The 26,410-nt window shown below is 40.0% G+C and carries 21 protein-coding genes and 1 tRNA gene; 18 read left to right on the top strand and 4 right to left on the bottom strand.

Features of this window, described 5'->3' with window-relative positions:
* Positions 1 to 13 precede the first annotated feature (13 nt).
* The 4 genes from ACYP5M_RS23565 to ACYP5M_RS23550 all read left to right on the top strand — a co-directional run bounded on the left by ACYP5M_RS23565 (position 14) and on the right by ACYP5M_RS23550 (position 4,072).
* The gene (locus ACYP5M_RS23565; RefSeq protein ID WP_434169727.1) at positions 14 to 1,042 is read left to right on the top strand and encodes an NADP-dependent oxidoreductase; all 1,029 of its coding nucleotides are present in this window, start codon (positions 14 to 16) and stop codon (positions 1,040 to 1,042) included.
* Between the two features lie 240 nt (positions 1,043 to 1,282).
* Positions 1,283 to 3,235 (top strand): FUSC family protein, encoded by a 1,953-nt coding sequence (locus ACYP5M_RS23560; RefSeq protein ID WP_459735588.1) that lies wholly within the window; start codon positions 1,283 to 1,285, stop codon positions 3,233 to 3,235.
* Positions 3,236 to 3,394: 159 nt separating this feature from the next.
* The gene (locus tag ACYP5M_RS23555; protein WP_063235961.1) at positions 3,395 to 3,808 is read left to right on the top strand and encodes a YbjN domain-containing protein; all 414 of its coding nucleotides are present in this window, start codon (positions 3,395 to 3,397) and stop codon (positions 3,806 to 3,808) included.
* 190 nt (positions 3,809 to 3,998) lie between these two features.
* Positions 3,999 to 4,072: transfer RNA gene (locus tag ACYP5M_RS23550), tRNA-Gly, on the top strand.
* 569 nt (positions 4,073 to 4,641) lie between these two features.
* Here the strand turns inward: ACYP5M_RS23550 and ACYP5M_RS23545 are convergent.
* Positions 4,642 to 5,310 carry a B3/B4 domain-containing protein gene (locus ACYP5M_RS23545; protein WP_434167832.1) on the bottom strand — a complete coding sequence of 223 codons (669 nt, stop codon included), beginning with the start codon at positions 5,308 to 5,310 and terminating at the stop codon, positions 4,642 to 4,644.
* Between the two features lie 106 nt (positions 5,311 to 5,416).
* On the opposite strand from ACYP5M_RS23545, the gene queG reads away from it, so the two are divergent.
* From queG to ACYP5M_RS23505, 8 genes are all read left to right on the top strand, one after another.
* Positions 5,417 to 6,556 (top strand): tRNA epoxyqueuosine(34) reductase QueG, encoded by a 1,140-nt coding sequence (gene queG / locus ACYP5M_RS23540; RefSeq protein ID WP_230178059.1) that lies wholly within the window; start codon positions 5,417 to 5,419, stop codon positions 6,554 to 6,556.
* Positions 6,557 to 6,754: 198 nt separating this feature from the next.
* Entirely contained in the window at positions 6,755 to 7,612 is an 858-nt protein-coding gene (locus ACYP5M_RS23535) for an amidase domain-containing protein (RefSeq protein ID WP_101223367.1), read from the top strand.
* Positions 7,613 to 7,679: 67 nt separating this feature from the next.
* Positions 7,680 to 8,168 carry a tRNA (uridine(34)/cytosine(34)/5-carboxymethylaminomethyluridine(34)-2'-O)-methyltransferase TrmL gene (gene trmL / locus ACYP5M_RS23530; RefSeq protein ID WP_101223366.1) on the top strand — a complete coding sequence of 163 codons (489 nt, stop codon included), beginning with the start codon at positions 7,680 to 7,682 and terminating at the stop codon, positions 8,166 to 8,168.
* 79 nt (positions 8,169 to 8,247) lie between these two features.
* Complete coding sequence (gene nfsA, locus ACYP5M_RS23525) at positions 8,248 to 8,997, top strand: oxygen-insensitive NADPH nitroreductase (RefSeq protein ID WP_101223365.1); 750 nt, start codon at positions 8,248 to 8,250, stop codon at positions 8,995 to 8,997.
* Positions 8,998 to 9,287: 290 nt separating this feature from the next.
* Entirely contained in the window at positions 9,288 to 10,136 is an 849-nt protein-coding gene (locus tag ACYP5M_RS23520) for an ABC transporter ATP-binding protein (RefSeq protein WP_101223364.1), read from the top strand.
* Complete coding sequence (locus ACYP5M_RS23515) at positions 10,087 to 11,007, top strand: iron-hydroxamate ABC transporter substrate-binding protein (RefSeq protein WP_101223363.1); 921 nt, start codon at positions 10,087 to 10,089, stop codon at positions 11,005 to 11,007. Before ACYP5M_RS23520 ends, ACYP5M_RS23515 begins: the two co-directional genes overlap by 50 nt.
* 66 nt (positions 11,008 to 11,073) lie before the next feature.
* The gene (locus tag ACYP5M_RS23510) at positions 11,074 to 12,084 is read left to right on the top strand and encodes a FecCD family ABC transporter permease (RefSeq protein ID WP_459735587.1); all 1,011 of its coding nucleotides are present in this window, start codon (positions 11,074 to 11,076) and stop codon (positions 12,082 to 12,084) included.
* Positions 12,081 to 13,088 carry a FecCD family ABC transporter permease gene (locus ACYP5M_RS23505; protein ID WP_459735586.1) on the top strand — a complete coding sequence of 336 codons (1,008 nt, stop codon included), beginning with the start codon at positions 12,081 to 12,083 and terminating at the stop codon, positions 13,086 to 13,088. The genes ACYP5M_RS23510 and ACYP5M_RS23505 overlap by 4 nt, the downstream gene beginning before the upstream one ends.
* Before the next feature lie 83 nt (positions 13,089 to 13,171).
* Here the strand turns inward: ACYP5M_RS23505 and ACYP5M_RS23500 are convergent, their stop codons facing one another.
* Both ACYP5M_RS23500 and ACYP5M_RS23495 read right to left on the bottom strand, forming a co-directional pair.
* On the bottom strand, positions 13,172 to 14,119 hold the full coding sequence (locus ACYP5M_RS23500) for a response regulator (protein WP_434167830.1): 948 nt from the start codon (positions 14,117 to 14,119) through the stop codon (positions 13,172 to 13,174).
* 4 nt (positions 14,120 to 14,123) lie between these two features.
* Entirely contained in the window at positions 14,124 to 15,386 is a 1,263-nt protein-coding gene (locus tag ACYP5M_RS23495) for an ATP-binding protein (protein WP_434169726.1), read from the bottom strand.
* Positions 15,387 to 15,812: 426 nt separating this feature from the next.
* Between ACYP5M_RS23495 and ACYP5M_RS23490 the strand changes: the two genes are divergently transcribed.
* The 3 genes from ACYP5M_RS23490 to ACYP5M_RS23480 all read left to right on the top strand — a co-directional run bounded on the left by ACYP5M_RS23490 (position 15,813) and on the right by ACYP5M_RS23480 (position 20,998).
* Entirely contained in the window at positions 15,813 to 16,802 is a 990-nt protein-coding gene (locus ACYP5M_RS23490; protein WP_434169725.1) for a glutaminase, read from the top strand.
* Positions 16,803 to 17,001: 199 nt separating this feature from the next.
* Positions 17,002 to 18,636 carry an APC family permease gene (locus ACYP5M_RS23485; RefSeq protein WP_434167829.1) on the top strand — a complete coding sequence of 545 codons (1,635 nt, stop codon included), beginning with the start codon at positions 17,002 to 17,004 and terminating at the stop codon, positions 18,634 to 18,636.
* A gap of 466 nt (positions 18,637 to 19,102) precedes the next feature.
* Complete coding sequence (locus ACYP5M_RS23480) at positions 19,103 to 20,998, top strand: PrkA family serine protein kinase (protein WP_207437311.1); 1,896 nt, start codon at positions 19,103 to 19,105, stop codon at positions 20,996 to 20,998.
* Positions 20,999 to 21,185: 187 nt separating this feature from the next.
* On the opposite strand, the gene ACYP5M_RS23475 is transcribed toward ACYP5M_RS23480, so the two are convergent.
* The gene (locus tag ACYP5M_RS23475; protein ID WP_034315156.1) at positions 21,186 to 21,395 is read right to left on the bottom strand and encodes a metal ABC transporter ATPase; all 210 of its coding nucleotides are present in this window, start codon (positions 21,393 to 21,395) and stop codon (positions 21,186 to 21,188) included.
* Between the two features lie 118 nt (positions 21,396 to 21,513).
* On the opposite strand from ACYP5M_RS23475, the gene ACYP5M_RS23470 reads away from it, so the two are divergent.
* The 3 genes from ACYP5M_RS23470 to ACYP5M_RS23460 form a co-directional block, all read left to right on the top strand.
* Positions 21,514 to 21,693, top strand: a complete 180-nt coding sequence (locus ACYP5M_RS23470) for a hypothetical protein (RefSeq protein WP_098370934.1) — start codon at positions 21,514 to 21,516, stop codon at positions 21,691 to 21,693.
* Positions 21,694 to 22,148: 455 nt separating this feature from the next.
* Positions 22,149 to 23,318 (top strand): sporulation protein YhbH, encoded by a 1,170-nt coding sequence (gene yhbH / locus ACYP5M_RS23465; protein ID WP_101223356.1) that lies wholly within the window; start codon positions 22,149 to 22,151, stop codon positions 23,316 to 23,318.
* A gap of 1,503 nt (positions 23,319 to 24,821) precedes the next feature.
* The coding region (locus ACYP5M_RS23460; RefSeq protein ID WP_459735585.1) for a toxin Cry1Ac domain D-VI-related protein at positions 24,822 to 26,410 on the top strand (1,589 nt) is incomplete at its 3' end.

Genomic DNA, 26,410 nt, shown 5'->3' with positions numbered 1-26,410 from the left:
AGGAGGAACAATGATGACACAAACTAAACAACAAATAATCACCCTGGCAAACCGTCCAAAAGGTATGCCATCGAAAGGGGATTTCAACTTTGTTGAGAGTGAAGTTCCCACACCAAAGGATAATGAGATTTTAGTACGTACACTATATTTATCTGTCGATCCATATATGCGTGGCAGAATGCAAGATACCAAATCATATATTGCTCCATTTGAATTGAATAAGGTCATCACTGGCGGCGTTGTTGCTGAAGTTGTTGAGTCCAAATCGAATTCCTTCAAACAAGGGGATGTCGTTGTTGGGAATATCGACTGGGCAGAATACACAGTTGTCACCGAAAAGGAAATCCGCGTGATTGATCCCAAGGTGGCTCCGGTCACAACTCATTTAGGGATTCTTGGAATGACCGGTTTAACTGCTTACTTTGGTTTGCTTGATATTGGTAAACCTCAAGAAGGTGAAACGGTAGTCGTTTCAGGAGCGGCTGGAGCAGTTGGTTCAGTAGTCGGACAAATTGCTAAGATTAAAGGTGCGAAGGTTGTTGGCATCGCTGGTTCAGATGAAAAACTTGAGTATTTAACGAAAGAGCTGGGATTTGATGGAGCCGTAAATTATAAAAGTGATAGTTTTGCGGCAGATTTAGCTAATGCTGTTCCCGATGGAGTCGATGTTTATTTCGATAATGTGGGCGGCGAGGTGTCCGATGCTGTTTTCACACTTTTGAATGCGAATGCCCGAATACCATTATGCGGAGCGATTTCCTCGTATAACGCAGAAGGAAAAGATCTAGGACCGCGTCTGCAATCGGCGATGATCAAAACGAGTGCACTAATGAAAGGTTTCACAGTTGGAAATTATGCCTCTAGATTCCAAGAGGGTGCTACGGATTTAGGTAAGTGGCTTCAAGAAGGAAAGCTGAAGTATGAAGAAACGATTATTGAAGGGTTCGAAAACACGCCTGATGCATTTTTAGGTTTGTTTAAAGGAACGAACCTCGGTAAACAGCTTGTAAAAGTTGCGGAGCCTGAATTCGCTCAACTATAAGTTTTCTGGAAATAAAGCTGAGGAAGGTCCTTTGTTGGGATTTTTAAGCAGCTTATGACAAAAGCGGCCTTTTTTCGATTTAAATCGGGGAAAGGCCGTTTTCTTTCAAGTTATATGATCCTTCATTACCTTAAGTAGTATCTTTTGATCCATATGAAGGATATTAATTATGAGAAGTCACTTCATCAGACATAGCCTTCACTATAGAGTTGGAATCTTTAATGAAAGGATAAATTGAAAATGAGTGAAAATAAGCAAAGGTCCTCTTCGGAATCTCTGAAATTGGATACGATACATACGACATTTAAACAGGCTTTTGAAATAAAAAAGAATCCATTTCCTTGGATAAAAGCACTAAGTGCAGGTATAGCTGCTGCACTACCTGTTTTCATTGGCTTATTATTCGGAAATTTATCGTACGGTTTACTTGCAGGGATAGGAGGTTTCACTTATTTATACGTTTTTAACCAACCGTATCGCCAAAGAGCTAAAAAGATTTTCTTTGTGATGGTGGGTCTTGCTTTATCTGTTGTTTTAGGGACGCTTTTGGCTCCATACCAATTAGGAACAGCCATAATGATGGGTATCATCGGGGCCAGTGTTTTTTTTGTATTTGGTGCATTAAAGATAACCGGTCCTTCGGCGGTATTCTTCGTCTTGAGCTTTGCGCTTGCGACAGGTATGCCCGTTGACCAAAGCCTTGCCCCATTGCGTGGTGGCCTCGTTTTAATGGGTGGGGCACTATCATGGATAATCTGTATGTTAGGCTGGTTTTTCAACCCTCATGGACCAGAATCGCTTGCGGTAGAAAAGGTGTACAGAGAATTGGGGGCATTCTTTGATTCCATGGGCACCGAGACATTCAATAAAGCAAGACAAAGAACCGTATTGGCGATGAAACACGCTGAAGATACACTGTTAGCGGGGGTTTCAAACAGGCGAAGTCCAGATGAGTTGAAGCGATTATATCTATTGAATGAACATGCCAATGCCATATTCTTGGAGGCTCTGGAGATTACCTTGAACAAAAAGATCGTGATGCCGCCAGAATTAGGTCATTCCGTTCGTGCCTTGGCCGGTTCCGTTGCATCTGGAAAAAAGAATAAAAAAAAGATCCTTCAACCTGACCAAATGACTGATGAGGTGGAAGCGTTATTCATGATGATTTACAATGCAGATGCCATCATGAATGAACCTGTACAGAAAATCGATCAAGCAGCAACCATCACCAAGCCTTCTTTAAAGACCATTTTTCTTGGGGCGTTCGATAAGAATTCCATTGTTTTCCTCTCTTCCGTTCGATATGGAACAATCCTTACCATTGCGGCGATCATCGCCTATTCCGCCGATTTTAACCGTTCGTACTGGATTCCCTTATCCTGTGCGGCCGTTATGTCGGGTCCGACCATCATCTCCACATTCCATCGGGCGGTCCAAAGGACTTTCGGGACGGTAATCGGACTCCTGATAGCAAGTTTAATTCTAGCAGCCGTTCATAACGAATTCATCATCGTTCTGATCATTTTATCTTTGACATTCATTACAGAGCTTTTCATCGTTCGGAATTATGGATTGGCGGCGATGTTTTTTACCCCTTCAGCATTGATCATGGCGGAATATTCATCTCAAAGCTATGATTTCGGTTTTTTTGCGACTGTAAGGATAACCGATATTGTCGTTGGAAGCTTGATAGGGCTTATTGGGTCGCTGTTACTCGGAAGTCGTTCGGCATCCAGTCTTCTCAATCATTTAATAGCCAAAACGATTCGTAGCCAAGGGCAGCTATTATTGATGGCGTTCTCTGAAAAAGATAATGACCTTGCAATTGATGAAAGCAGTGAAAGGAACAAAATGCAAACAAATATGGTGAATCTATTAACCGTGTACAATGCATCCCTTGGTGAGATATTCAAAAACAAGGCTAGATTGGAATCTCTTTGGCCCGTTATATTTTCGATAGAACAGTTGGGATATTATCTAAATGCCAGCTTAAAATCCTCTGAACGGCCAATCCTTTCAGAGCGGGAGCTTGCTCAGTTGCTGTATGTTTTCGAAAACATGGCGATAGCGGCCGATAAAAGTCGATCACATACGAATAAAGAAGTGCCAGAAATAGAAGGATATTCAAAAATCCGTCAGGAAATTTTGGACCTACAAGATGCGCTTCAGTTTTCCGGAGAAGCAACTGGCTAATCAATCTATTGATCCGGGAGATCATATTTGAATCCCTTTCTTTAAATGAGTGATTCTTCGCCCCTATTAATAGGATGAGATTGGAAGGTTTATAGAAAAGTCTGTAAAAATGCCAGTTTTCATTATAAAATGTAATTACAAAGAGAAAGGTGATGAACCATGTCAAACGTTGCTAAATTTCGTGATTTTTTAACTAGTGAGAAAATCTATATGAATGAGTTGAATGAAGATGGCACCACCTTTTTTAGGGCTGAGCAAAAGTTAAAGGACGGCTGGAAGGTCCTTTTAGTATTTGCTTTCAATCAAGATGAAAATGTGGCGGACTTATTTTGCTTTAATGTCGCCGAGTTGAAGAATCCTGAAAAGAAACAGGATGTACATACACTGTTGAATGAATATAATGCTAATTTTAGGTATTCTAAGCTGTATGAGGAAAATGGGACCATTTCCATACGGTATTCATACTCCATTGAGGGGGACATCGTACCGGATCTGGCGTTCAGGAAGTTAATCATGCTGCTTGAAACGGCACAGCAGGTTTATCCGCGGTTAATGGAAGTCATTTGGTCTTAGATCATCATATAGGATAAAAAAGTTCTCTGATTCAGAGGACTTTTTAACATTTTTACTAGAGTGAATGAATATATTAACGTTACAATACGTTAATTATTAATTTTTTTAAAAAGAACTATTGCATTTTTTCACATTAAACTATATAATTAATTTTGTTGATTGGTAATTCGACAAACTTCTACAAGAATATGCGGGTGTAGTTTAGTGGTAAAACCTCAGCCTTCCAAGCTGATGATGAGGGTTCGATTCCCTTCACCCGCTCCAATACATACTCATAACGTAGGGTTTCGTTACCTGGAGAACGAAGCTTTGCGTTTAAATATTATTACAAGAATTCTACTGTTTACAGTGGGATTTTTTTATTGTTCATTTATTTTTATATTATCCTCCATCCTGGAGAGTGGGGATTTCGATTCAGCACTAACTTAGTCAATGTGATTAACTACGTAAGTAGAATCAGTTTGACTAAGTGTGTGCTTTTTTTTGTCCAAACTTGCAAGTTATGTAGTTGAGGTCTGTTTAGACACTGTTAATGGACTCGACAGGCGCTTGCTTTGATGAGGCTTGGCAGACAGTCGGCGGAAAGGGAGCGGATTTCTGGAATCAACTGGAATGTAATTTAAGAAAAGTCCGTAGGCTAGACTCATCCCGAACCAAGTTTAAGCTAGGTGATCCTTTATGCTCTTAAAATCCAGGAATCATTTTATCGCTTTTTTCAGGGTATGGATCGATCGGTTGAATAAAAGGATACTAGAGGACTGGTTTTATTAATTGGAAAAATCATAAAAACCCCTTCCGATTGTGGAAAGGGTTTAATTTCGTTCAAATTTTAATTATCCTTCTACAATCGAGTAAGTCCCTTCACCACCATGGATTTCAAGGAACATGTCCATCAGGGATTTCGTCAGCTGATCTGCTTCCGTGATTGGAGTATTGGGTTGTAAATAAATGATTTGGATAGCTTTTTTCGTTTCTTCGGTGACTTTCGAGCGTTCTGAATCAACGTAAGGACTTCCGAATGCGCCCACATGATCGGCAGATGTAATCATATTCTCCATGGAATTCAAGCGGCCGTTCAAACCTTCATAACCATCTGACTCCTCTCCGATCTTAATCGAGATGTCTCCTGATAATTTTTCCGCATCATAAATGCCAATCGGAACTTCATATAACAGCGAGAAGAAGTTATTTAAATCGATGGCTGAATGAATGGGTGTCAAGTAATTCTGTTTTTTTACTCGACGGTAAAGGGCTTCCACGGAGGGGCGGTACCGTGACGGATTTGTTCCAGTAGCCTTGAAAATCTCCCGCCACACTTTAATGCCGGAAAAGTCGGTCAATTCCTTTTCTTCAAGATCGAAGAAAAGAGCTTCCTGAAATAATTGAAGTCTTCCTTTCACCATTTGCGGGGAGGGACCTACTTCGATGTTTTCATATGTAATGATCCCAACTTTGAATTGAGGGATTTTACTGCTAAGATTAGCTGATACGGTAATTTCCAACGGTTTCACCTCCAAAAATGATTGCAATTAGTTTATCATAGATAGCAATGGTTTGAAAAAGATTCAAGCTTTCAATGGGAATACTGAATGAACGTAGGTGATTAATATGGATATGAACACATTCAAGCAAGAAGTGATTATATATAGTAAGGAAATCGGCATCGATAAAATCGGCTTTACATCGGCCACGGCCTTTACCGAATTGAAAGGTCGGTTGATACGTCAACAGGAGCTGGATTATCAGTCAGGGTTTGAAGAAGCCGATATTGATAAAAGGGTAAGGCCTGAATTGATATTCGATAAACCGCAATCCATCATTTCGATTGCGCTTGCTTATCCTTCTAAATTGAAGGATGCTCCGCAAAGTACAAAAAGTGAGCGCCGGGGGATTTTTTGCCGGGCGTCTTGGGGAACGGATTATCATACCGTTCTTCGTAATAAATTGCAGTTACTTGAGGATTTCATTAGTGATAAGGTGCCAGGAGCAATGATGAAGTCCATGGTTGATACGGGCGAGTTATCTGATAGGGCAGTGGCTGAGCGTGCGGGTATTGGCTGGAGTGCAAAAAACAGTATGATCATCACACCGGAATTCGGGTCTTATGTATACTTGGGAGACATGATAACCAACCTGCCATTTGAACCGGATCAACCGATGGAAGATCAATGCGGGACATGCAATAAATGTGTCGATGTTTGCCCGACTGGAGCGCTCGTTCAGGGCGGGCAGCTAAATTCCAAGCGTTGCATTGCGTTCTTGACGCAGACAAAAGGTTTCCTTCCGGATGAGTTCAGGACGAAAATAGGCAATCGTTTGTATGGATGTGATACATGCCAGACCGTTTGTCCGAAAAATAAAGGAATGGATTTTCATTTTCATGAAGAGATGGAACCCGACCCGGAGCTGGCGAAACCGCTGTTAAAACCGCTGCTTTCGATTTCAAATCGGGACTTCAAAGAGACATACGGCCATGTATCTGGCTCTTGGCGCGGTAAAAAACCAATCCAACGAAATGCCATTTTAGCATTGGCCCATTTCAAAGATGAAACGGCATTGCCTCAATTGATACAGGTCATGAAGGATGATCCGCGGCCTGTCATCAGGGGGACGGCGGCCTGGGCAGTTGGGAAAATTGGCCGGGAGCAGGCTGTTTCCGCATTGGAAGATGCAAGAATGAAGGAAACGGATGAAGAGGTATTGGCGGAAATTGAGAAAGGACTGCAGTTTACCTTGGAAACAAAATGATATCTAAATGCAGCCGCCCGGTAAATATTAACGGGGCGGCTTTTTTTGGCTTAGAATATTCCGTTACCTTCAAGGAAACCTTTTTAAAAGTATCATTATATAAATAAAGTTGAAACTCCCACATTTTATGAAATTGTGTTTTTGTCCATGCCCTCATACATACACATTAGCATAGATGGTAAGAAGGAGGGTATGAACTTGAGGGAACAGTTGCAACGCCTTTTACAAGAAAGAGTGGAGTTTTATACTTCCGATGATCTGGAACGGGGTGAAAGGAAGTTACATTTGAAGAAGGAAATGATGAGAAACCGTGCTGCGGAAATTGTTCGGGTGAATGCGGCAGGCAAGGTACATTCAAAGAGAAAGGAAGACAATGATACAGTTCTGACATATCACGTGCACCTGCAATATTTATTGAAACAGGAGGATTCATTTTATATAGAAGAAGAAATGGAGGAAAGGGAGGCCCGGTTTCGAAATGGTTATATAGTGGATGAAAGTGAGCTGATTCCGAGCTTTGAAACCGAAGGGGCACCGCCAAAATGTGATCCAGGCGCAGAGCGTCTCGCATATAAATATGATCGGATGAAGGCTGTCCAATATGCCGAGCGTTGGTGGAACGAATTTAATCCCGCTTATCATAAATTCACTGATGATTGTACGAATTTCATTTCACAATGTTTACATGCAGGAGGAATACCGATGTGGGGGGCCCCAAATAAAAGTAAGGGCTGGTGGATAAGAGGGAAAAGCTGGAGTTATACATGGACGACGGCCCATTCTTTATATCATCTGCTTAAAGCCGGGAATGCCATCAGGACAAAGCAGGTCGAGTCGGCCAAGGAATTGAATTTGGGAGATATCCTTTGTATAGATTTCGAAGGGGACGGACGGTTTGATCATAACTTGATCGTAACGGCGAAGGATCAGGACGGGATGCCGCTAGTGAATGCACATACGATGAACAGCCGACACCGGTATTGGACATATGAGGATTCAACGAGATACACACCGAACATCGTTTATAAATTCTTTGTGATTTTGGATGGAGGGTGATTGGTTTTTAGTCTTTTTTGTTTAATGCTATAATTAAGGTGAAGTTCAAACTAGAGGTGAAAATGAAGTGTCAATACATGTAGTTTTATATCAACCACAGATTCCAGCAAATACAGGAAATATCGCAAGAACATGTGCAGGGACGGATACGTCTTTACATCTCATTCGCCCGCTCGGTTTCTCGACGGATGACAAACAGCTCAAACGGGCCGGGCTCGATTACTGGGAGAATGTAAAGATCCATTATTATGATTCGTTAGAAGAGTTTTTTGAAAAAAATGCCGGCGGTGAATTTTATTACTTGACGAAATTCGGGGAGCAGCCGCATTCCAGCTTTGATTACAGTGATCAAGACAGTGAGATATTCTTCATTTTTGGCCGTGAAACGACGGGGCTCCCGAAAGATCTGATCCAAGAAAATATGGATCGGTGCCTGCGGATTCCAATGACGGATAAAGTACGTTCACTTAATCTGTCGAACACGGCTGCCATCTTGGTTTATGAAGCACTTAGACAGCAAAATTACCGTGAATTGGATTTGAAAACAAAAGGTTGAGTTTCATCATTACTGTCATCGGGGGGATTATTTCAGCCCCGATGATGGATACTTTACATATTCTTTAGGGGTGGGAGCATTGAATAACATTATTGAGAAGATTTTAGATCACCGTTCCATACGTTCTTTTGAGGACAAGTTATTGTCTGAGGAGCAAATCAATACGATTGTGGAATGTGCCCAAGCGGCATCGACTTCAAGTTATATTCAAGCGTATTCAATCATAGGGGTAACCGATCCGGAAAAGAAAGCCAAGCTTGCTGAACTTGCCGGACCACAATCATATGTAGAGAAGAATGGACATCTATTCGTCTTTTGCGCCGATTTATATCGTCATGATATGGTTTCCGAAATGGAAAACACTGACCTGTCCGAATCAATTGAAAGTACGGAGAAATTCATGGTTGCCTGTATCGATGCTGCTCTTGCGGCTCAAAATGCGGCATTGGCAGCAGAATCGATGGATCTTGGCATTTGCTATATAGGCGGGATCCGCAATAATCTCCCAGAAGTTTCAGCAATATTGAATATACCGCATCGCGTTATACCATTATTCGCTCTAGTGGTCGGATATCCGAAAAACCGTTCGGATAAAAAGCCGCGTTTGCCGCTGTCCAATATTTATCATGAAAATGGATATCAGGAGGATAAGCAAGAGTTCATCGGACAACTTGAAGAGTATAATGAAACGATTTCCAGTTATTACGAGCGTCGGACTGAAGGTAAACGAAAAGACACCTGGACCGAGCAAATGGCTGGAATGCTTGGAAAGAAAAGCAGGTTGTACATGAAAGATTATGTTGAGAAGCAAGGATTTAAGAAACATTGATTGATGGTAATGGCTTATTGCCCTTCCCATAAGGGACATCTTCCAAAGTCCTGAGTATGGACCTAGCAGTAAAGATCCCGGAAATATTTCCGGGATCTTTACTGTGTTCATTTGTCAGTCGGTAATATGGACCGGCCCAAAAAATCCTGTCAGAATTTCTTCTTATATGCCCATGAAATTACCATTGACAATATATTTAGATAGAATTATAGTAATTAAGTAGTGGATAATGATAATCATTTTCATTTGAGTTTTTACTTACCTATTTTTCAGTAAATGGAGGTTAAAAAATGGTTCGCCTATATACAGAGGATTTGAATATTGGTTATGGTGAACGTTTAATTGTAAAAGATCTCAGTGTGGAAATTCCAGATAAAAAAATCACGACGATCATCGGTTCAAATGGGTGTGGGAAATCGACACTTTTGAAAGCGATCACCAGAATCATTTCTAATCAATCAGGTACGGTTGTTTTAGATGGGGTGAATATTTCAAAAGAAAGCACTAAGATCCTTGCAAGAAAAATGGCCATACTTCCGCAGACACCCGAGAGTGCAAGCGGTTTGACGGTTGGGGAGCTCGTATCATATGGGCGCTTTCCCTATCAAAAGGGTTTTGGGCGCCTGACCCAAAAAGACTATGATGTGATTGATTGGGCACTTGAAGTGACCGGTACGAAAGACTTCAAGTTCCGTCCGGTGGATGCTCTATCAGGAGGTCAGCGCCAGCGTGTTTGGATTGCGATGGCACTTGCCCAGGAAACGGAAATCATCTTCCTTGACGAGCCGACCACCTATTTGGATATGGCGCATCAGCTGGAGGTTCTAGAATTATTACAAAAGCTGAATGTAGAACAGGGACGTACAATTGTCATGGTTCTTCATGATTTAAACCAAGCTGCTCGCTTTGCCGACTATATCATTGCCTTAAAGGACGGGGAAATAGTCAAAGCAGGAGATTGTGAAGAAGTCATCACTCATGAAGTGCTTAAGGAAGTATTCCATATTGATGCGGTAATCGGACGAGATCAACGAACAAACAAACCAATGTGCAGCACATACAATTTATTAAAAGGAGATTTGACAACAAATGAAAAAGATAATGATCCCGTTTATACTGCTGTTAGTGTTAATTATTAGTGCTTGTGGTAACGAGTCAACCGAAAAAGAAAAAAGCTCCGCTTCCAAAAAGGAAAAATCAGGTACCATCACATATCAATCTGAAAATGGTCCTGTTGAAGTTCCGGCAGATCCTCAGCGTGTTTTAGTACTATCTTCTTTCGCAGGTAACGTAATGGCTTTGGATGTTAACCTTGTAGGTGTCGATTCGTGGTCTAAAATGAACCCGAACTTTAAGGAGTTAAAAAATGTCGAGGAAGTCACGGACGAAAACCTGGAAAAAATCATTGAGTTGGATCCGGATTTAATCATTGGTTTATCAACGATTAAAAATGTCGATAAATTAAAGGAAATTGCTCCGACTGTAACGTATACATACGGAAAAGTGGACTATTTAACACAGCATGTAGAAATTGGTAAACTTTTGAATAAAGAAAAAGAAGCTCAAGCTTGGGTGGATGATTTCAAAAAACGGGCAAAAACAACCGGTGATGAAATTAAGGCTAAAATTGGAGAAGATGCTACCGTTTCCGTTTTCGAAAAGTTTGACAAACAGTTCTATGTATACGGCGATAATTGGGGCCGTGGAACGGAAATCCTTTATCAAGAAATGAAATTGGGCATGCCTGAAAAGGTAAAAGAAGTGGCATTGAAAGATGGTTACTTTGCCTTATCATTAGAAGTCCTGAAAGACTATGCCGGTGATTATGTGATTTTGAGCAATAACAAAGATCAGGACAATTCATTCCAACAAACAGATACGTTTAAAAACATACCTGCCGTTAAAAACAATCAACTATATGAAGCTGATGCAAAAAAATTCTACTTCAATGATCCAATAACATTAGAATACCAATTAGACTTCTTTTCCAAAAGTTTTCTTGGAAAATAATACAGTGAGGGAGAGGGATTCCAATTCCTCTCCTTTTATTCTATAAAAAAGAGATGAGAGAGACAGATGACTAATGAAAATCAACGTTTCATCCCATTTATATATAAACTGCTCATAGGGATTGCTGTATTCATAGGCATGTTCATTATTTCAATGGCATTTGGGGCGGCGGATGTTACTGTAAAAGATGTCTGGCAAGCACTGACATCAAATGCTGTCGGTGAAAAGCTTTCAATCATCCGGGAAATCCGTTTCCCTCGTGAAGTGGGCGCAATCTTTGTTGGTGCAGCACTTGCCGTTTCTGGTGCCATCATGCAGGGAATGACCAGGAATCCACTTGCCGATCCGGGGTTGCTTGGATTGACGGCAGGAGCCAATGCAGGTCTCGCCATTACTTTGGCATTTATTCCAAATGCTAATAATTTAGGGATCATGATTGCGTGTTTTATAGGTTCCGCTGTCGGGGCAACCATGGTTTTCGGAATTGGTGCGATCAAAAAGGGCGGATTTTCACCTTTGCGGATTGTATTGGCTGGTGCTGCAGTCTCTGCATTCCTATTTGCCGTTTCGCAAGGGGTAGGCATTTATTTCAAGGTATCAAAAGATGTATCGATGTGGACAGCTGGCGGGAATATCGGAACTTCATGGGAGCAGCTTCGGGTAATCGTCCCGTTCATTTTAATAGGCATCCTGATTTCCCTTATCTTTTCCAGGCAGCTCACCATACTTAGCTTAAGTGAAGAAGTGGCGGTAGGCTTAGGGCAAAAGACAACACAAATAAAGGCGGTTCTTTTCGTAGTCATCATTCTCCTGGCAGGTGCTGCCGTTGCACTTGTTGGAAATATGGTGTTCATCGGCTTAATGGTCCCCCATATTGTTCGGGCTATCGTGGGTACGGATTATCGATTCATCCTTCCTATGTCTGCGATTTTGGGAGCCACTTTCATGCTGCTTGCCGATACGATCGGCCGTACCATCAATTCTCCATATGAAACACCTGTGGTAGCGGTTGTTGCGATGATCGGTTTACCTTTCTTCCTCCTAATCGTGCGTAAAGGGGGTAAAGCATTTTCATGATCCAGTCATCATTAGTCAAAAAACAGCGATGGATAATAGGTGCATTAACTGCACTCATCATCGTTACGATCATTATTGGGACGTGTTCGGGATATTCCAATCTTTCTTTAGGACGACTGATTCCCACGCTTTTCGGGCAAGGGACGTTTAAAGAGGAATTCATTTTATTTTCCGTAAGGTTACCGCGAATCATCATCACCCTTTTAGCAGGCATGGCCCTTGCACTGTCGGGAGCCATTCTGCAAGGGATCACACGTAATGATTTAGCCGATCCCGGAATCATCGGGATCAACTCAGGAGCAGGTGTTGCCATCGCAGCTTTCTTTCTGTTTTTCCCGCTTGATGCTGGTTCTTTTGTTTATATGGTTCCGCTTGTCGGTTTTATCGGAGCGTTACTGACGGCCTGTTTAATATATATTCTCTCATTCAAGAGAAGGAGTGGCCTTGAACCCGTTCGGTTAGTGTTGATCGGGGTAGGTTTTTCAATGGCGCTTTCAGGCCTGATGATTGTCCTCATTTCATCAGCGGAACGAGAAAAGGTCGATTTCATCTCAAAATGGTTGGCGGGAAATATATGGGGCACGGATTGGCCTTTCGTTTGGGCGATTATTCCATGGTTAATCATCCTCATTCCATTCACTTTATATAAAGCGAATCGTTTGAATCTGCTTGGTTTAAGTGAACCGGTCGCAGTTGGGGTCGGTGTATCGATTGAAAAGGAGCGGATCGTACTGCTAATCACGGCTGTAGCACTGGCAGCGGCTGCCGTTTCTGTTACAGGCGGAATTGCATTCATTGGACTTATGTCCCCGCATATAGCGAAATCCTTGGTAGGACCTCGAAATCAACTATTCATTCCGGTCGCCATTTTAATCGGTGGATGGCTATTGCTGCTTGCCGATACGATAGGCCGTAATATAATTGAACCCGAGGGGATTCCTGCAGGTATCATGGTTGCATTGATTGGTGCTCCTTATTTCATGTACTTATTGTTGAAAAAATAAGAACTTGCTGAAATCCCCTGAAATCCTTCAGGGGATTTTATGTTCCATTAAGTGCTTCCGTAGTTTTTTGTTTTAATCATTGATTATCTATATCTAATTATTTCATCAGGATTCAATCGTTTCGCTTCGAAATAAAATACTTGAATAAACTTTTTTGTATTTACCCGGGTAGGTGTAAGAACTATTGTTGAATCATTTTGCAATTCTTTCATTTTTTGGCGTACGACTGTGAAATCAAAAAATTTGGAAGCATAATTTTCAAACTTCGGATTTGAAAAATCCGTTAAACCGAGCGAGGCAAAATGATTTAAGGAATGGTTAATCGTTCTGCGTATTCGCTGTTCGGCAGCTTTTATTTCTCGATTGATATCAGCCTGCAAAGCTGATGTACCGAGCTTTTTTTTGGTGATTTCTACAAAGATATCTTTAAGGGTAGGGAAATGCTTTCCAAAAGTAAAAGTCCTTTCATACATAAATAAATATTGAAGCATCTCCATTAAATCTTTTGCGCCATTTTCTCCAACGATCCCTAATTCCGATAGTAGGAATTCACCTACCTCACTTATACTTTTTTCATTAAAACTATTGTATTTATCAACTTTTGGCTGTTCAAAATTCAATACACTATTCAAAGAAGCTTGGATATTTGTGATCGATCTTTCTAAATGAATCCGTTCCATAACTTTTCGGATAACTGTTAATATCTCAATACGATTGATTGGTTTGGTAATATAATAATCTATTCCAAGTGAGTATGCCTCACCAATCAGCTCCTTTGATTCAACCTGCGAAATCATTATTATTTTTCCGTTAAATGTACTTTTTATATGACGAAGCGTCTCAATGCCATCCCGGATGGGCATTAATAAATCAATGAATAATATATCAATTTGTTTTAAATTCAGAATATGGCCTTCTAATAGACTCCCATCCTCGGCTTCCTCCACCACTTCTCCTAAATCTTCGTTCTCTATAATTTGGCTTAAGTTCGAACGTATGGCACAATCATCATCTGTTATAAAAAAACGCATGGAATCATCCTTTCTGGATCAACTTATGAATGGGTAATTTTATTGAAAAAACAGCGCCGTTAAAACTATTCTCAAACAGGATATCGCCTCCCAGTTCTTTTACGACCTCTTTAACATATGAGAGACCAATCCCCGTTGAAGGTGTCCCGAAATGATCATATTTTGAAGTGAACCCAGGTTTGAATATGACAGTCTGATATTTTTGAGGAATTCCAGGTCCAGTATCAGCAACTTTAAATTCCACATTGTCATGGATTTCACACAAACTTAAACGGACGATTCCCTTATCTTTAATTGCTTCAACTGCATTTGCGACTAAATTATTGAAAAGAGATAACACGGTATACACATGATAATGTGAATCATTTTTTTGATCCAATGAGTATTCGAATTGTACATCCTTTCCTAGAGATAAGGCATATTTTTCATTAATTCGGATAATTAAATGAAAAAGTTCAGCAGCATTCATATAATCCTTAAAACTCTCATTGGAAATCAATTTGGAAAGACCGGCAAAAATTCGTTGATTATCTTTCTTGACTTCATGCATTTCACCCGCGATGCGCAATGCTTTTTGACTATATGGCTCTGTAAGAACATGAGGTTGCTTTTCCCGTTTTTCCAGAGCTTTTAAATCTCGATACAAATCATACGATTTCTTTGTAATATTCTCAGCATTTTTTAATGTTTTTTTTAAATGAATCGTTTCCTCGTATAAGTTGGAAATGAGCATCAGCATATGTTCATTTTGTTTTCTGATTTGTCGTTCCCTTGATTGTGCTTCATAAAGCTTCATCATATTAAAAAAACTTAAAACGATAAAACTGTGGGCGAATGCGATCATGATCATCTCGTTCAGTGAACCTAGCGTAATTGTTGTTTCCAATACAATATATTGAAAGATTAATTCTACTGAGTCGGACAATATTTCGATAATGAGACCAATAAATCCAATAATCAAAGATCGGTTTTGAAAGCGATTGATTTTCACTAAATAAAAAAGAAAGCAGTAGGTGAAATAAAAGAAAAAACTTGGATAATGAACTTGGAAAGCGGAAGCCCAGGAAAAACTATCATGAATGAAAAAATCTATAAGAATACGAAATACCACAACCATTGTTCCTGTCAGGAAGCCCGAAAGAATGGCAGGTGTTTTCTGTAATAATAGTAAAAAGAAGAAAAGTACAGGTGGACCAAAACTTACCCGAAACGTTTCATTTAAAGGATAAAAACTCAATTCGCCTGCTAATGGGACTGTTAACAACATCAAAGCAAGGATATTGACCTCTTTTTTCATTAACGTACTCAGATTCAAGTCGTCACCTCCCAATTTGTTTAAAAAATCAGTATACAGTTTCATCAGCTTCAATACAACGCTTACTTTGTTCCTGAATGGAACGGCTTAAAACCAATTATCGCAAAACCAATCTGTTTTTCTATCCACAAAAAATGGTAACGGAACATGTGAGATGATTCCGTTTTTTTAGTGATTTTTATTTTTTAGATTTTGTAGGTTTTCGTATGATTATGTAGTTCCCAATTTAAAATTAACGGTAGATAGAATTTTTTGAAAGCGCTTAACAATCATTAGAATATTCATTATGTTTTCATCTAATCTATTGCAGCATGATGGCATTCGGTAAAACGCTCATTTTGAATAATGATACAACAACTGAAGAGGTGGAAAAATGTGATTGAAGAATTGTCAAAAGAGTATGACATTCACGTTAGTAGTCAAAAGCAAGCCGACTTAGATGAATGGGTGGCACATTACAGACCCTATGCTACTGAAGGGCAAACCGCCAATTATATACCTGCATTGAGGAATGCACACTTATCGCAATTAGGCATTTGCATACTGGAGCCTGGTGGAACAATGATCAAGTCAGGGGATTGGGAAGTCCCATTCACGCTGCAAAGTATTTCAAAAGTGCTTAGCTTTATAGCCGCGTGCTTGGGTTGTGGCATTTCTTATGTGTTAGAGAGGGTCGATGTGGAACCAACTGGAGATGCTTTCAATTCAATTATTCGTTTAGAAATGCATAAGCCGGGAAAGCCATTCAATCCGATGATAAATGCAGGGGCGATTACCATAGCTTCGCTTCTTCCAGGTGATACTTCACGAAAGAAATTAGAATTTCTCTATACATTATTTGAAAATTTGTTAGGAAAGCGCCCGGCCATCAATGAGGCAGTGTATCAATCTGAGTGGCAAACCTCTCATAGAAATAGAGCCTTGGCTCACTATTTAAAAGAGACGAATTATTTAGAATCGGATGTAGAGGAAGCTTTAGAGGTTTACCTCAAACAATGTTCCATAGTAGTAACCACAGAAGACATAGCCCTGCTTGGGCTGATTCTTGCACAAGATGGATACCATCCCATCCGTAAAGAACAAGTACTCCCCAAAAAAGTGGCTAGGCTGGCCAAAGCATTAATGCTTACTTGTGGTATGTACAATGCTTCGGGTAAATTTGCGGCTTTTGTGGGGGTGCCTGCCAAAAGTGGAGTATCTGGCGGGATCATGGCACTTGTTCCTCCAAGTTCCAGAAGCGGGCTTCCCTTTCAAGATGGATGTGGCATTGGTATATACGGACCTGCCATTGATGAATATGGGAATAGCGTAACAGGTGGTATGTTATTGAAACAAATGGCACAGGAATGGGATCTTAGTATTTTCTAAAAGCAGAGAAAATCTGTTCATATTAAAAAGCAATATAGGGTACATCCAAGATTCGCATTACAATTCACTAAACTTTAGCAAGAGGTGATGCAATTCAGCAATCACTTTAAGAATCAATTGGACGAACTTGAAACAATTGATAAATCAGTTAAGAACGTCATTATAAAGAATGAAATTTGGAAAGCATGGTGATGAACATATGAATAATTTGCAGCGAAAGATGGGTACGTTTTCGTTAACGATGGTAGGACTCGGGTCAATTATTGGCTCAGGTTGGTTATTCGGAGCATGGAAAGCGGCACAAATCGCAGGACCGGCTGCCATTATCTCCTGGATTATCGGGATGGTTGTTATTTTATTTATCGCACTATCTTACAGTGAATTAGGGGCAATGTTTCCTGAAGCTGGGGGGATGGTAAAATATACGCAATACTCTCATGGCTCGTTTATAGGTTTTCTTGCAGGTTGGGCAAACTGGATCGCAATTGTTTCTGTAATTCCAGTCGAAGCGATTGCTTCTGTTCAATATATGAGCTCATGGCCATGGAAATGGGCGGAGTGGACACATGGTTTAGTAGAAAATGGGAGTCTAACTGGGGCAGGCTTGGCAATTGCTTCTGCATTATTGGTCGTCTATTTTTTATTGAATTACTGGACAGTTAGTTTGTTTTCAAAAGCAAATTCATTTATTACAGTCTTTAAGGTTATTATACCTGGACTGACGATCGGCTCACTTTTATTTGCCGGTTTTCATGGATCTAATTTTACCTCTGCAGGAAGTATCGCTCCTAATGGTTGGGCAAGTGTGCTTACTGCTGTAGCAACTTCTGGTATCATCTTTGCATTTAACGGTTTTCAAAGTCCGATTAACATGGCAGGTGAGGCAAAGAATCCTGGACGTTCGATTCCATTTGCAGTAATAGGCTCCATCTTAATTGCAACGGTTATCTACGTTTTATTACAGATTGCATTTATTGGGGCCGTTGATCCGTCCATGATTGTGAACGGATGGCAACATTTGAATTTCAATTCACCGTTTGCTGATTTAGCAATAGTCCTAGGTATAAACTGGTTAGTTATTTTACTATACGTTGATGCTTTTATTTCTCCTTCCGGGACGGGAATAACATACACGGCGACAACGTCAAGAATGCTTTATGGAATGGAAAAGAATAAATATTTGCCAAGCGTATTTGGAAAACTTCATCCACTTTATGGTATCCCTCGTCAAGCCATGTTTTTTAATCTAGGTGTATCCTTCTTATTTTTATTTATGTTTAGAGGCTGGGGAGTATTGGCAGAGGTTATTTCGGTTGCGACATTAGTTTCTTATATTACAGGTCCAGTTACTGTTATGACATTAAGGCGCACTGGTCAGAATTTATACAGACCATTACGTCTAAAAGGATTAAGTATCATTGCACCGCTTGGTTTTGTTTTTGCTTCTTTGGTTTTATATTGGGCAAGGTGGCCACTGACAGGACAAGTATTATTTATCATTATGATTGGTCTCCCCGTTTATTTCTATTATCAAGCAAAAATCAATTGGAAGGGATTCCGTCAAAACTTCTTGGCTGGGGTTTGGATGGTTGTTTACCTACTCTGTATGATGACCATTTCATACTTAGGCAGTGAAAAGTTTGGTGGACTAAACATAATCCGATTTGGTTGGGATATGGTCCTCATAACATGTTTATCTCTAGGGTTTTATAGTTGGGCAATAAAGAGCGGATTCCAAACAGAATATTTGGAACAAGGACAAAAAGTAAATGAAGACTTGAGATCGATGGAGAATAACATTGCCGCTCACACTGAAAAAAAGGACGCTGTATAAATGGTGTAGCCACTTCATTGATTGGTATGCTCTAACTATTAATATCGATGAGGGTGAAAAAAAGGGGACGGCAAATTTAATTTGCTGTCCCCTTTTTGGATTTAAGAAAGGCTGTTATTTTTTTATTTCACACCTGGTTTATCATTATACCCGGCAGTGAAGATAGCGGCTAAAAATGTAATAGCAACCCCAACGATAATAACTGTGCCCATGCTGTGACCTCCCTTTACCCATATTGTCCCACTTAAGTATAGGCTTAGTATACCCTAATTTTTAGCAGGAGTGCACACAATTTTTCTTGTCAGCATAATTGTCCTCAATTCTTCAATGATTAAGCCTTTTTCGATACTGGAGAGCCAAGGGCTATTCGAAACAATGGCCGGCGACTTTTTAAAGTCTGACATGTTTGTCAGACTTGGAGCATAGATTTAAGTATTCTCTGAAAGTGACAGGGGGAGGTTCCTTAATGGATATTTTAAAGAAAATCGAAAAATTTAGAGAAGATGAACAGAAGCTGAAGTGGGAAGGCACCTTCGCAGAGTACTTAGAAATATTGAAAGAAACGCCTTTAGTTGCTCAATCTGCTCATTCACGTGTATACAACATGATCAGAGATGCAGGGATAGAGGAAGTAAATGGGACAAAGAAATACAATTTTTTCAGCGGTCAGTTGTTTGGCCTTGAAGATTCACTGGAAAGGCTCATCGAGGAATATTTCCATCCGGCGGCAAAGCGGCTCGATGTCCGTAAGCGGATATTGCTTCTAATGGGTCCTGTGTCAGGCGGGAAGTCCACACTCGTTTCTTTACTGAAGCGTGGACTTGAAAATTATTCATTAAAAGACACTGGTGCCATTTATGCAATAAAAGGATGCCCGATGCATGAAGATCCACTGCATCTCATTCCTCAATATTTACGGAATGATTTTTTTGAAGAATATGGAATAAGGATAGAAGGAAACCTATCGCCGCTGAATGTAATGAGGTTAGAACAGGAGTATGGAAGCAGGATTGAAGATGTGATGGTCGAGCGTATTTTCCTTTCGGAGGATAAGCGTGTTGGAATTGGAACGTTCAGTCCTTCAGACCCAAAATCACAGGATATCGCTGATTTGACGGGCAGCATCGATTTTTCGACCATTGCCGAATACGGATCCGAATCAGATCCGCGGGCCTATCGTTTTGATGGTGAGCTGAACAAGGCGAACCGCGGGATGATGGAGTTCCAGGAGATGCTGAAATGTGATGAGAAGTTCTTATGGCATTTGCTATCATTGACACAAGAGGGGAATTTTAAGGCAGGACGTTTTGCATTGATCAGTGCCGATGAACTCATTGTGGCCCATACGAATGAAACGGAGTATAAAGCGTTCATTTCCAATAAGAAAAATGAAGCATTGCATTCCCGTATCATTGTCATGCCGATTCCATATAATCTGAAGGTTACCGAAGAAGAAAAGATTTATGAAAAAATGATCCGTGAAAGTGATGTCTCGGATGTTCATATAGCTCCGCATACATTAAGGGTGGCGGCAATCTTCAGCATCATGACACGATTGAAGGATCCCAAAAAGGGCGATATCGATTTAGTGAAAAAGATGAGGCTTTATGATGGGGAAAATGTCGAAGGATTTAATTCCGCAGACATCAATGAATTGAAAAAAGAATATCAGGACGAAGGCATGAGCGGAATCGATCCGCGTTACGTAATTAACCGGATTTCCTCTACGATCATTCGTAAGGAAAACCCGTCCATTAATGCGTTGGATGTACTTATGTCATTAAAAGCAGGTCTTGACCAGCATCCGTCCATTACGAACGAACTTCGGGAGAGGTATTTGAATTTCATTTCACTGGCACGTAAAGAATACGATGCCATTGCAAAAAATGAAGTCCAAAAGGCATTTGTCTATTCATATGAAGAGTCGGCGAAGATCCTCATGGATAATTATCTGGACAATGTCGAAGCATACTGCAATAAATCAAGGCTGCGTGATCCATTGACTGGGGAAGAAATCAATCCAGATGAAAAACTGATGCGCTCGATTGAAGAGCAAATAGGAATTTCCGAGAATGCAAAAAAAGCATTCCGCGAAGAAATATTGATTCGCATTTCTGCATATGCGCGTAAAGGTAAGAGATTCGATTATAATTCCCATGATCGTTTACGGGAAGCAATCCAGAAAAAACTATTTGCTGATTTGAAGGATGTCGTAAAGATCACTACTTCAACGAAGACACCAGACGAAAGGCAACTGAAGAAAGTGAACGAGGTCATCACGAGACTTATCGACGAGCACGGTTATAATTCCACCTCAGCCAATGATTTGCTGCGCTATGTGGGAAGCTTGTTAAATCGGTAATCCATACTTTTTTGCCCCTGCCCCCAATCGGGCAGGGGTTTATTGCCTTTTGCGGAAGGTAAATGAAAGAAAGGTGGACTTCTGAATTCCCTTGAAATCATGCATCTTTTGTTAAAGGGTGATTATATAAGGCAAGAGATTAAAGAACCGGGCCCTTCTGAATGGAGGGAGTCCGGTGCTTTAATTTCTATTTAGTTACATTCAAACCATACTGTTCAATAAGTGTAATAAGTTGATTCGGTGATAGTTTTTCTTCGCTATGATCGATTTTAATTTCCCCATCATCAACATCGATGATCGCTCGTTCCACACCTTCCGTTTTCAAAAGTATGGACTCCAGATTTAAAATCGGACCTTCTGACGTTGCTTCCTTTACATAAAGGGTAGTTGTTTGCATACTTCTTGCACCTCCTTACATTAGCTTATAATGTCTTATCTATACCCCATATTTCCATTAGATATGTTACGTTTTGGATTTGGAAATATTGGGTATCAATAAGTAGAGGTGATGGCAAATGAGTAAAGAGGAATTGAAAAAAGAACATGTTCCGGAAAATAGCTCCATGGCTAAGGATTATGAAGAGATGAAAGAACTTGGAAAGCAGATGGAAAATCAAAGGACGAATGAAGAATTGAAAGAGTGGGATAAACGCCCAGGTACAGTTCAACATGAAATAGAGGAAGATGAAGATTGACGAATATCACAACCAGAATCATTCTATCTGTGTAAAAGGGTGTCCAGAAAAACTGCTGGTGCACCCTTTTTGTTGTATTTCATTAATTACGCTGGCATTTTAATAATCCTATTATCCGAAAAATGAAACCCGCTTAAAGCGAACAGACCTGATGATCATCAGGTCTGTTCGCTTTCTTGAAATATTTATTTTGCAGTGGCATTTTTAAAAAAACTTTAAAGGGCATCTAATGCCCATGTCAGGACTTGTCTAGTTCGTAGGTAAACGTCCATTATTGAATTTTGTTGTAAATTATCCAGCATCGCTGCATAAGATAGAGTAATACTTTTCTTTTAATCCGTTTTTTCGCACTGTATTTTTGATTGGAAAACCGGAATGATGTGGGCTTTCCCACACTAATTTATTATATGAAGGAATGATGAAAAGCGTGCAAACATTTTTAAGGGGGGAAGAGAATGTCGGAAGAGAGTAATCAACAGTATGTTATCTCACAGGAAAATTGGTCCCTCCATCGGAAAGGCTATGATGATCAACAACGTCATCAGGAAAAGGTGCAGGAAGCGATCAAGAATAATTTGCCTGATCTAATTTCAGAAGAAAGCATCGTGATGTCCAATGGCCGGGATGTTATCAAGATTCCCATTCGCTCCTTGGATGAATACAAAATTCGTTATAACTATGATAAAAACAAACATGTAGGGCAAGGCGATGGAGACAGTAAAGTGGGGGATGTAGTCGCGAGGGATGGCTCACCGTCCGATGCCGGGGCTGGTAAGGGCCAGGGTGCAGGTGACAAGGCTGGCGAGGATTATTATGAAGCCGAAGTGTCGATGATGGAATTGGAAGAAGCCCTGTTCAGCCAATTGGAACTCCCTAATCTTCAGAAGAAAGAACACGCGGAGCACACGCTTGAACACATCGAATTCAACGATATCCGCAAGACAGGCCTAATGGGAAATATCGACAAAAAGAAAACGATGATATCGGCTTTCAAACGGAACGCTTTAAGGGGGGACCCAGGTTTTCATCCTATTTATAAGGAAGATTTTAAATTCAAAACTTGGAATGAGATTCAGAAACCTGATTCCAAAGCAGTTGTACTGGCAATGATGGATACTTCCGGAAGCATGGGGTTATGGGAAAAATATATGGCTCGAAGCTTTTTCTTTTGGATGAACCGCTTCTTGCGGACAAAATATGAAACGGTGGAAATCGAGTTTATAGCCCATCATACAGAAGCGAAAGTTGTTCCGGAAGAGGATTTCTTTTCAAAAGGGGAAAGCGGCGGTACGATTTGTTCGTCCGTATACCGAAAAGCATTAGAACTTATTGATCATAAATATGACCCCGCGAAGTTTAATATCTATCCGTTTCACTTTTCCGATGGTGATAACCTAACATCCGATAACGTCCGCTGCGTTAAGCTTGTTGAAGAACTCATGAAGGTTTCCAATATGTTCGGATACGGGGAAGTCAATCAATACAATCGTCATTCGACATTGATGACAGCTTATAAGAACATCGATAATGAAAAATTCAGGTACTATATCCTTAAACAAAAGGCTGACGTTTTCCATGCAATGAAGAGCTTTTTTAAAGACGAGGAAAGTAAGAAGTATGCTTAAAGAAATAAGTTAGCTTGTTCTGGATTGTAGGGAAGCGTCATTCTCTCTACAATCTTTTTTTATTTATCGATTAATCTGATTTAAAATCATTCAGTTCAAGTTGGTGACTAATCGAAGGATTCTAAAAAAATCTCCCTATGAGGCAGATGAATAGCATTCGCTCATTAATTCATGATATGAAGTTACGGTTTTCGTTCATGACACTCCGTTCCACCCCTTCTTCACCTGCTAAGATAACTTCTAACGGGAAGGCGCAATATAAAAAATGGTTTATCTCATTTCATTTTTGAAACGTTATGACTTGGAATATATTATAAAATAAAGTAGCAGTGAGGATCCTTCCCAAAAACCCCATTGCAGAAGACCCATACTCTGAGCGGTTCCAAAACATTGTGCCTTTGATAACCCCTCTGGCAGCCTGTTCCCTATGATCCCAGGGGGCAGGCTGGTTTTTTATGAGTAATTTTTTCGGTCCTTTAAGAAATAAAAAGTACAGGTGAATTGGATATTAGTAGGTCTGTTTTACTCAGTAGCCATTCGATTTTATTTGCTATGCCCACTCCTCCTTTTTATCCTTATGCCATTTAATCCAACGCTAGTTCTTCGGTAGTAAAATCAGCCGCCCCCTAATCTGCACCTGCTTTTTCGAAATCCAATGAAGAATGGACTGCATTTCTTTTCTGAACGAATGATTTTACTTTATGAAATACCGACACTAGCCTTTTTGTATATAATGATGCCAGAATCTAAATCTGGATAATATCAACATCATGATAAAGGAGAAAGATGATGTCGAAGCAATATAACTTTTTATTACTATGGGTGTCACAAACTTGGTTCACCCTATTGAAATACAGGATCTATTTTATTCAAGCCTTTTTAGTCTTATTTCTGATGTATCTTTTATTAAATAAACAGGAAATAAATACGCTGAAAATCACCCTCATTTTAATAACTTCACTATCCTTTCTTAAAAGTGCCCATGGAAAAAAGGGTGAATAAAAGTAAAAGTGGTATGTAAGGAGATTACGGTGAAAAGTTCCATGGCGTGTACCAAGTGCGTTGGGTGGATATATATGTTCATGTAATCCGACGGAACGTTATGACAATGAGTTATAAGAAAAATAGAAGTAACTCTTCAGGGAATGTAAATGATAAATCCTTTCATGCGTAAATGTGATAAGACGGAACCAATGGTTGCTTTTATCACACTTTTTTAGTTATGTAACCATAAAGATTGTAGCCCTAAAAGAATCATTAAATTTTATGGAATTTAAACGAGGGGATTTGATGAGAGGACCTGCTTTTATAAAATGCAGGATCATTTCACCCGATGGAACTCATCACCATAAATGAAAATAATCACATTAAAATTGACGTTTAATGCCCAAATGTGGTTCCTAAAATGATTTTTTATGGATCATTATTGGGACGAGGTACTTCTCGAAAAAAAGTATTATTGATCTTGTAAGTAAAATTTTTTTTTAGAGGAGCGTTTCTTTTATGAAGAAAAGTAAAATGTTAAAACCTATTAACGTTATGACAACATCATTTCTATTAGCAAGTTCTCTATTAATGCCAAGTGCAGGTTTTGCAGAAGAACTATCCACACCAAAGAATGAGGAAAGTTCGAATTCACAAGAGTCTGGGGTGAAAAATCAAGAAGCTCGTACACAAACAAACGAAACTCAATCTTCTGGGAAAGCAGCTTCAAAAATGATGGTAAATGAAGCAGTCGTCAATAATTTTCAAGAGTTGAAGGCTGCCTTAGAAACGGATAACGGAATTACTGCGATCCATCTTGGACAAAACATTGATATCAGCGGAGCGATTAAAATTCACCCGGCAAAATCGGAAATCGTGATCGAAGGTAATAACCATATAATAACGGAAACAGGGTCAACAGGATCAAAAGGCGGTATTTATGCCAACGGTAATATTTTAAGCAGTGTCCATGTAAAAAACGTAAATATTAAAGGGAAGAACTATTACGGTCTCATTACAATACATGATGTAACAAAAAATGTAGAGCAAATATTCGAAAATGTAAACTACAATGGGCCACAATTAATCTGGAACCGTAACGGGAAAGCTGTTTTCAAAGGAGTAAACGACATTTATATTCAGGATAATGCAGTATCAGGCTCATCCATAACGCACGAGATGGCGGAAACTGGAAGTGTGGAAATTGATGGTGAAACTCATATTAGCCATAATAGTGGCCATGCTCTTATTTGGTCGATTTCAAAAGAACCTCAATTTAAGATCGCACCAAATGCGAATGTGAAAATTTTTACAAGTAAGAGCGGGTATGGAATATTTTATGCAACAGGCGGTGATGCAGATTTTTCTATTGGGGCTAATGCAAAGCTAGAGATTGATGGAAAAAAAGGAGTTACCGGATCTGGGAAGTTTAAGTCATTTAACGTGGATGCCGGTGCAGATGTACAGATGAATAGATCTGGTACGGATTCATACCCAATGGTTTCGCTTTATGGACCGGCACAGATCAATAATCAAGCGAAACTCCATGTAACTACAGAAGACGGTCATGCTTTGGAAGTGGGAAATAAACCAACCACCATTGATTTTAATACTCCTGAGAATGTTGTCTTGTCCTCAGTGAAAAAACAAGCATTAAATAATTTAAGCACCTCCCTTACGATGAGTATGGATACAGGCATGTTAAAGCTCTGGACGAGTCCGACAGGCGATCCTGCAAATAGTCATGTGGGCAAATCCGGTGGCAATCTTACTTGGCAAGGTATATATAAATATAACGTAGCTCAATCAATTGGTGGCAATCCAGAGAATTTCAATATTGAATTTAGTAAAACAAAAAAGATTGAATTAGGAAAAGATGTAGATGGGCAAGCAGAAAAAGACCTTACCGATGCGAAGAATAAAGTGGAAGATCTGTTCACGGACGATAAGTTCGATACATTGGAAGGAACGACGGATCAAGGGGCGATTGACGAAGCCCAAAAAGCGGTCAATAAGCTTCCTGAAGGTGCAGAAAAAGACCGTCTTCAAGACTTATTGAACCAAGCGCAAGATTTATTGAACAAAAAAGAACAAGCAGAAAAAGACCT

It is taken from the genome of Peribacillus sp. N1, assembly GCF_054600815.1.
Note: the sequence above shows the minus strand (reverse complement) of the source record. Positions and strands in the feature narration are given on the sequence as shown.